Source organism: Spongiibacter sp. (assembly GCF_984394615.1).
The window spans coordinates 24783-31185 of sequence record NZ_CFHTQA010000043.1; the positions used below are offsets into that span (position 1 = coordinate 24783).

Sequence of the window (6403 nt, forward strand, 5' to 3'; positions counted from 1 at the left end):
GATTGGGACTCAACCGGCCGGAGGCTACCATGTCCGGCAACGATAATACGTAATACGCCTGAACAGTGCAGCACGTACTCAACGGGCCTAACGCCGGAATTATAAAACAATGACAGAGAAAAACTGGGACTACAGCGTCGATGTACTGGTCGTCGGCAGCGGTAACGGCGCCATGACTGCGGCGCTGAGCTGTTACGAGATGGGCTTGAAAGATGTACTGCTGATTGAGAAGTCCGATAGGGTTGGTGGTACCAGTGCGACCTCTGGCGGCGGCGTATGGATTCCCAACAACCGCTATGCCAAGGCAGCCGGTGCTCAAGACAGTATCGAAGACGCAAAGAAGTATCTGCTCAATACCACGCCGGAAGGGGCGGTTCCCGAGGAAATGGTGGACGCCTATCTGGAAAACGGCCCGAAAATGGTCGATTTCCTCCACGAGCGCAGCGATGTGCGCTACGAGACGCTCGAACACTATCCTGATTACTACACCAATGTAGACGGCTCGCGCACGGGGCATCGCTCGATGGAGCCGGAGCGTTTTGACTCTTCGCTGCTGGGCGACGATGTGAAACGCCTGCGTCCCTCACACCACATGATGCGCCTGTTTGACCGCATTTACTTTACCCAGGTAGAAGCTGCACTGCTTACCGTACAGGGGCCGGGTTGGATCAAACTGACCATGAAACTCATGGCCAGTTATTTCCTTGATTTTGCTTGGCTGCTGCGCGGCAGAAAGACCAGCCGGAAGGTCTGCACCGGTGCTGCGGGTGTCGCGCGTCTCTGGTACTCACTGAAAAAGCGGGATATTCCCCTGTGGACCGAGAGTCCTATGGTGGCACTGCTCGATGAAGAGGGGCGTGTTGTGGGCGCCGAGGTGAAAAAACAGGGTAAAACACTGCGCATACAGGCGCGCAAGGGCGTGATTCTGGCAGCGGGCGGTTTCGAACGCAATCAGGCCATGCGTGAGCAGTATCTGCCCAAACCGACCAGCACTGCCTGGAGTGGTGGGGTGGAAACCAATACCGGCGACGCCATTGTTGAAGGGCAGCGGCTGGGTGCGGCAACGCGCCTGATGGATGGCGCCTGGTGGTGTACGACCATTTCTGTGCCCGGTGAACCGGCGCCGCGATTGAGCATCATGGAGAAGTCTTTCCCCGGCTCATGCGTGGTGAACATGAACGGTGAGCGTTTTGCCAATGAATCACAGAACTACATGGCCTTTCAGAAAGATCTGTATAAGGTGCACACCGACGACAACCCCTGTTCGCCGATGTACCAGATTTTTGATGCCCGATTCCGTCGCGATTACATCGTTGGTCCTTTGATGACCGCGCAGCTCAAACCAGACTGGACCATCCCCAAAGACTGGTTTGAAAGTAAGCTGGTGGGTAAAGCCGGCAGCGTTCGGGAGCTGGCCCAGCAGCTCGGCATCAATGCCGATAATCTGGAGAAAACGGTTGAGAAAATGAACGGTTACGCGAAAACCGGCAAAGACCTGGATTTCCAGCGCGGTGATTCTGCTTATGACCGGTACTACGGTGACCAGCGTTTCCAGCCTAATCCCTGTCTGGGGGCTATTGATGAGGCACCGTTCTACGCTATTCGCGTTGACGCTGGTGACTTTGGTACCCAGGGAGGTTTGGCGACCAACCCCAATGCCCAAGTAACGAAGGAAAACGGTGAGCCGATTGAAGGCCTCTACGCGGTCGGTAACTGCAGCGCGGCCGTGCTGCCAACGTATCCGGGACCGGGGTCTACACTGGGGCCCGCCATGACCTTCGCCTATCAGGCGGCCAAGCATCTCAGCGGCTTTAAAGACTGATACCCTCTCGCGGCGACCCACTCGGGTCGCCGCAATGTTTCCGCAACAAAAACGTCCCGAAAATGTAGCAGTGCCCCCATAAGCTCATTCGCTTCTGGATGAAGAGATAGCTGTGGAGGAAACATGCGTTTTAATAAGAATGCGATCGTAACGGGTTTGCTGCTGGCTTCATCGGTCATGCTGGTTGCCTGTGACGGTGACGATGGCCGCGACGGTGCCCGTGGTGAAGTGGGGGCGCAAGGCCCGGCTGGAGATCAAGGCGCTACGGGAGATCAAGGTCCTGCAGGTGATCAGGGCGCAGCAGGCAGCAATAGCCTGGTGAAGCAGACCACACTGGCGGTAGGTAATGAGCAATGCTTTGCCGGCGGCTTGCGCATCGACTCCGGTGTCGACAGCAACAACAATGGTGAGTTGGATGACGCCGAGATCAGCGAAAGCTCGCTGCTGTGTTCACCTACCCAGTTGAATGACGCGAAGAATTTTAATCGCATCGCCAGTTTCCCGGTGTGTCTGCAGCAGGACGTGAACTGTGACGACGATACGACCACAGCGTCTGAGATTGTTGCGGCCAGCAGTGATGGCAATACCCTGATCTACACTGACAGCCCTCTCGAAGCTATCGGCTTTATTGATATCAGTAACCCCGAAGCACCTACGGCATTGGGCACATTGCCCCTGAGCGGCGAGCCCACGTCGGTTGCGGTGAAAGGCGACTACGCATTGGTGGGGGTGAATACCTCTGCCGATTTTGTGAATACCAGTGGTGAGCTGGCGATCGTCGATATTGCCAGCCGCGTTATTGTTCACACCTTGGCCCTGGCTGGGCAGCCCGATTCCGTGGCCGTCAGCCCCGACGGCCAGTATGCCGCTGTGGCCATTGAGAACGAGCGGGATGAAGACCTGGGTGATGGTGCGCCGCCGCAGCTGCCTGCGGGCAGTCTGGATATTGTCGACATCGCGGATGCGGATGTGAGCAACTGGGGCGTACGCAATGTGGCCATGACCGGTCTGGCAGCGTTGTATCCCACCGATCCCGAGCCCGAGTATGTGGACATCAACCGCGATAACATCGCGGTGGTCAGCCTGCAGGAAAACAACCACCTCGTGTTGGTGAATCTGGCTGATGGCAGTGTGGTGAATCACTTCAGCGCGGGTAGCGTCGATCTCGATATGATTGATGCCACCGAAGAGGATATCGGCCTGGTTGATCAATCCGAGTCACTCAGTGACGTGCTGCGCGAGCCCGATGGCGTCACCTGGCTGTCTACCGATTACTTTGTTACTGCCAACGAAGGTGACCTGGACGGTGGCAGCCGTGGCTTCAGCGTGTTCGATACCTCCGGCGAGGTGATTTATGAGAGTGGGAATACGCTGGATCACCTCACTGCGCGCTATGGTCATTACAATGAAGGTCGCTCCAAGAACAAAGGTAACGAGCCGGAGAATGCAGAGTTCGCCGTCTTTGGCAGCGAGCGCTATCTGTTTGTTAACTCCGAGCGTTCCAGTGTGGTGTTTGTCTACGACGTCGCCGACATGACCAAGCCGATGTTCAAACAGATGCTGCCGGCGGCTATGGGGCCGGAAGGCGCACTGGCTATTCCCTCGCGGAACCTGCTGGTGGTGGCCAGTGAGGAAGATGCTCGTGACGATAAAATCCGCTCAGCGGTCAACATCTATCGCTACGACAGCGCACCGGCCCAGTATGCCACGCTGGTATCGACCGATCGTGAGAACGGCACGCCGATTCCCTGGGCGGCAATGTCCGGGCTGGCCGTTGATGGCGAGCGAGCAAACCGCGTTTACGCGGTTGAAGACAGCTTCTTTCAGCGCAGCCGTATTTTCGATATTGATGTCAGCAGCCATCCTGCCCGTCTGGACCGTGAAATGCGCGTAATGGACAGCAACGATGTGCTCAGCACCATGCCCGCCGCCGCGCTGGCAGATGCCACTGTGGACGACGATGATGCCAGCCGAGTCAGTGTTTTTGACGTGGCGGATCGCGCGGCGCTGCTTAACGGCGACAAGACTGTCAACCTCGATCTGGAAGGCATTGCGCAGGCCAGCGATGGCGGTTTTTGGCTGGCTTCTGAAGGTGCGGGAACCATTGGTGATGGCGATCGCCCGATCAATAGCCTGAATATGCTGATTAAAACCGACGCCAGCGCGGTGATTGAGCGTGTAGTGACGCTGCCCGATGCGGTCAATGCGCTGCAACAGCGCTTTGGGTTTGAAGGCGTAGCCGAGCAGGACGGTAAGGTCTATGTCGCCATGCAGCGCGCCTGGCAGGGTGAGACCAATCCACGTATCGCCGTGTACGATCCGGTCGCGGACAGCTGGAGCCTCTTCTACTATCCGCTGGATGCTCGGGAATCCCAAGCCGGCGGTTGGGTCGGCCTGTCTGAAATCACGGCCCTGGGCGGCGGCAAGTTCATGCTGGTTGAGCGCGACAATCAAGGTGGCCCAGATGCGGCCATCAAGCGCCTGTATCAGATTGACGTTACCGGCCTTAGTGATGGCGATACTCTCAGCAAGACCCTGCTGCGCGATCTGATGCCGGATCTTGCGGCTCAGGGTGGTCTGGTGCCCGAGAAAATCGAGGGTGCTGCGGTACTGAAGAACGGTGACGTCCTGATCATCAACGATAACGATGGCGTGGATGACAACAGTGGCGAAACCCAGTTGCTCAATCTGGGCGATATCCTGCCCTAAGCGACAATAAGTCCAGCAACACGTCTTAAGCCCGCCTCAGAGCGGGCTTTTTTGTGCCTTTTGGTGATGTCTGTGCCGCTCTCCGGCTCCAGTTGCTATAGTACGTTCCCTGAATGACTTGATGATTCCCAAGGAGTTTTACCCTGTGAGTGAGTGGACTCGGCAGAGTTGGCGCGAGCATATTGCCCTGCAGCAACCCCAATACCCGGATAGCGGCGCGGTCAATCGCGTGGAAGAACAGTTGGCAGCGATGCCGCCCCTGGTGTTTGCCGCCGAGACGCGCGCCCTGCACGCACAGTTGGCCGAGGTTGCGGAAGGGCGCGCCTTCCTGCTTCAGGGCGGGGATTGTGCCGAGAGCTTTGCCGAATTTTCCGCCGTGAATATTCGCGACACCTTCAAGGTGATTATGCAGGTGGCGATCGTACTCACCTATGCGGGGCGTTTGCCGGTCGTCAAGGTGGGCCGACTGGCAGGACAGTTTGCCAAGCCGCGCTCTGCCGATATGGAATCGCGAGACGGACAGTCGCTGCCCAGCTATCGTGGCGATATTGTCAACGATGCGGCGTTTACCGCCGCCGCGCGGGTGCCGGACCCGGAGCGCATGATTCGCGCCTACCACCAGTCTACGTCGACATTGAACCTGCTGCGTGCTTTTGCCAGCGGGGGGCTTGCCGACCTGCATCAGGTCAATCAGTGGAACCTGAGCTTTCTGGCGTCAAATCCGCTGCGCGAGCGTTATGAGGCAGTGGCGCACAGTATTCAGGATGCCCTGGCATTTATGGAAGTCTGTGGCATTAACAGCGACAACACGCCGACCTTGCGCGAGACCCACTTATACACGTCTCACGAGGCGCTGCTGCTCAACTACGAGGAGGCACTGACCCGCCAGGATCACCTCACTGGCGATTTCTATGATTGCTCGGCACATATGCTGTGGATTGGTGAACGCACCCGCCAGCTTGATGGCGCCCACATTGAGTTTTTCCGCGGTCTGAAAAATCCGCTGGGCGTGAAGATCGGGCCGTCAATTGAAGAGGATGAGCTGATTCGTCTCATCGATGCGATGAATCCGGAGAACATTCCGGGGCGACTGACGCTGATCAGCCGGATGGGCGGCAATACCCTCGCCGAAAAACTGCCCGCGTTGGCGCGTCGGGTTCAGGCCGAAGGGCGCACCGTGGTGTGGTCCTGCGACCCGATGCATGGCAATACGGTGAAGGCGGGCAATGGCTACAAAACACGCTCGTTTGACCGCATTCTGGATGAGATTCGTCAGTTCTTTCTGGCCCTGCGCGGCGAGGGCGCACATCCCGGGGGGATTCATCTGGAGATGACCGGTCAGCACGTGACCGAGTGTGTGGGCGGGGCCTACCAAATCTCTGAAGACGACCTCAAAAAGTGTTACCAAACCCAGTGCGATCCACGCTTAAATGCCGATCAGGTACTGGAGTTGGCTTTCTGTGTTGCTGACTTCCTGCGCGAAGAAAAGCGCTGAACACCACCACGCTAATGGATACGACAATGACCGCTAAACGTTACCTGTTACTGCTGCTCTGTCTGGGGCTGTGGGCCTGTGAGTCCACCTATTACAACGCCATGGAGAAAGTCGGCATTCACAAACGGGATATTTTGGTCGATCGGGTAGAAGATGCCCGCGACTCCCAGCAGGATGCCCAGGAAGAATTCCGCGATGCCCTCAGCCAGTTTCGCTCGGTGGTCAGTTTTGACGGCGGTGATCTCGAAAAGCTCTACGATCGCCTGAATGCCAGCTACGAAGACAGCGCTGCTGCGGCGGACGATATCCGCGAGCGTATCGAGGCCGTTGAAGGGGTGGCGGAGGCCTTGTTTGAGGAGTGGGAAGAAGAGCTTTCT

General features: G+C 57.5%; 4 protein-coding genes. All 4 read left to right on the plus strand.

Features of this window, described 5'->3' with window-relative positions:
- The first annotated feature begins 109 nt into the window (after positions 1-109).
- On the plus strand, positions 110-1822 hold the full coding sequence (locus AC5DB9_RS13885; RefSeq protein ID WP_273009529.1) for an FAD-binding protein: 1713 nt from the start codon (positions 110-112) through the stop codon (positions 1820-1822).
- 123 nt (positions 1823-1945) lie between these two features.
- Positions 1946-4531, plus strand: coding sequence for an esterase-like activity of phytase family protein (locus AC5DB9_RS13890; RefSeq protein ID WP_272991352.1), 2586 nt, complete (start codon positions 1946-1948; stop codon positions 4529-4531).
- Positions 4532-4676: 145 nt separating this feature from the next.
- The gene (locus tag AC5DB9_RS13895) at positions 4677-6026 is read left to right on the plus strand and encodes a class II 3-deoxy-7-phosphoheptulonate synthase (protein ID WP_272991351.1); all 1350 of its coding nucleotides are present in this window, start codon (positions 4677-4679) and stop codon (positions 6024-6026) included.
- Between the two features lie 26 nt (positions 6027-6052).
- On the plus strand, positions 6053-6403 hold a 351-nt coding region (locus tag AC5DB9_RS13900), incomplete at its 3' end, for a DUF2959 family protein (protein WP_491732067.1).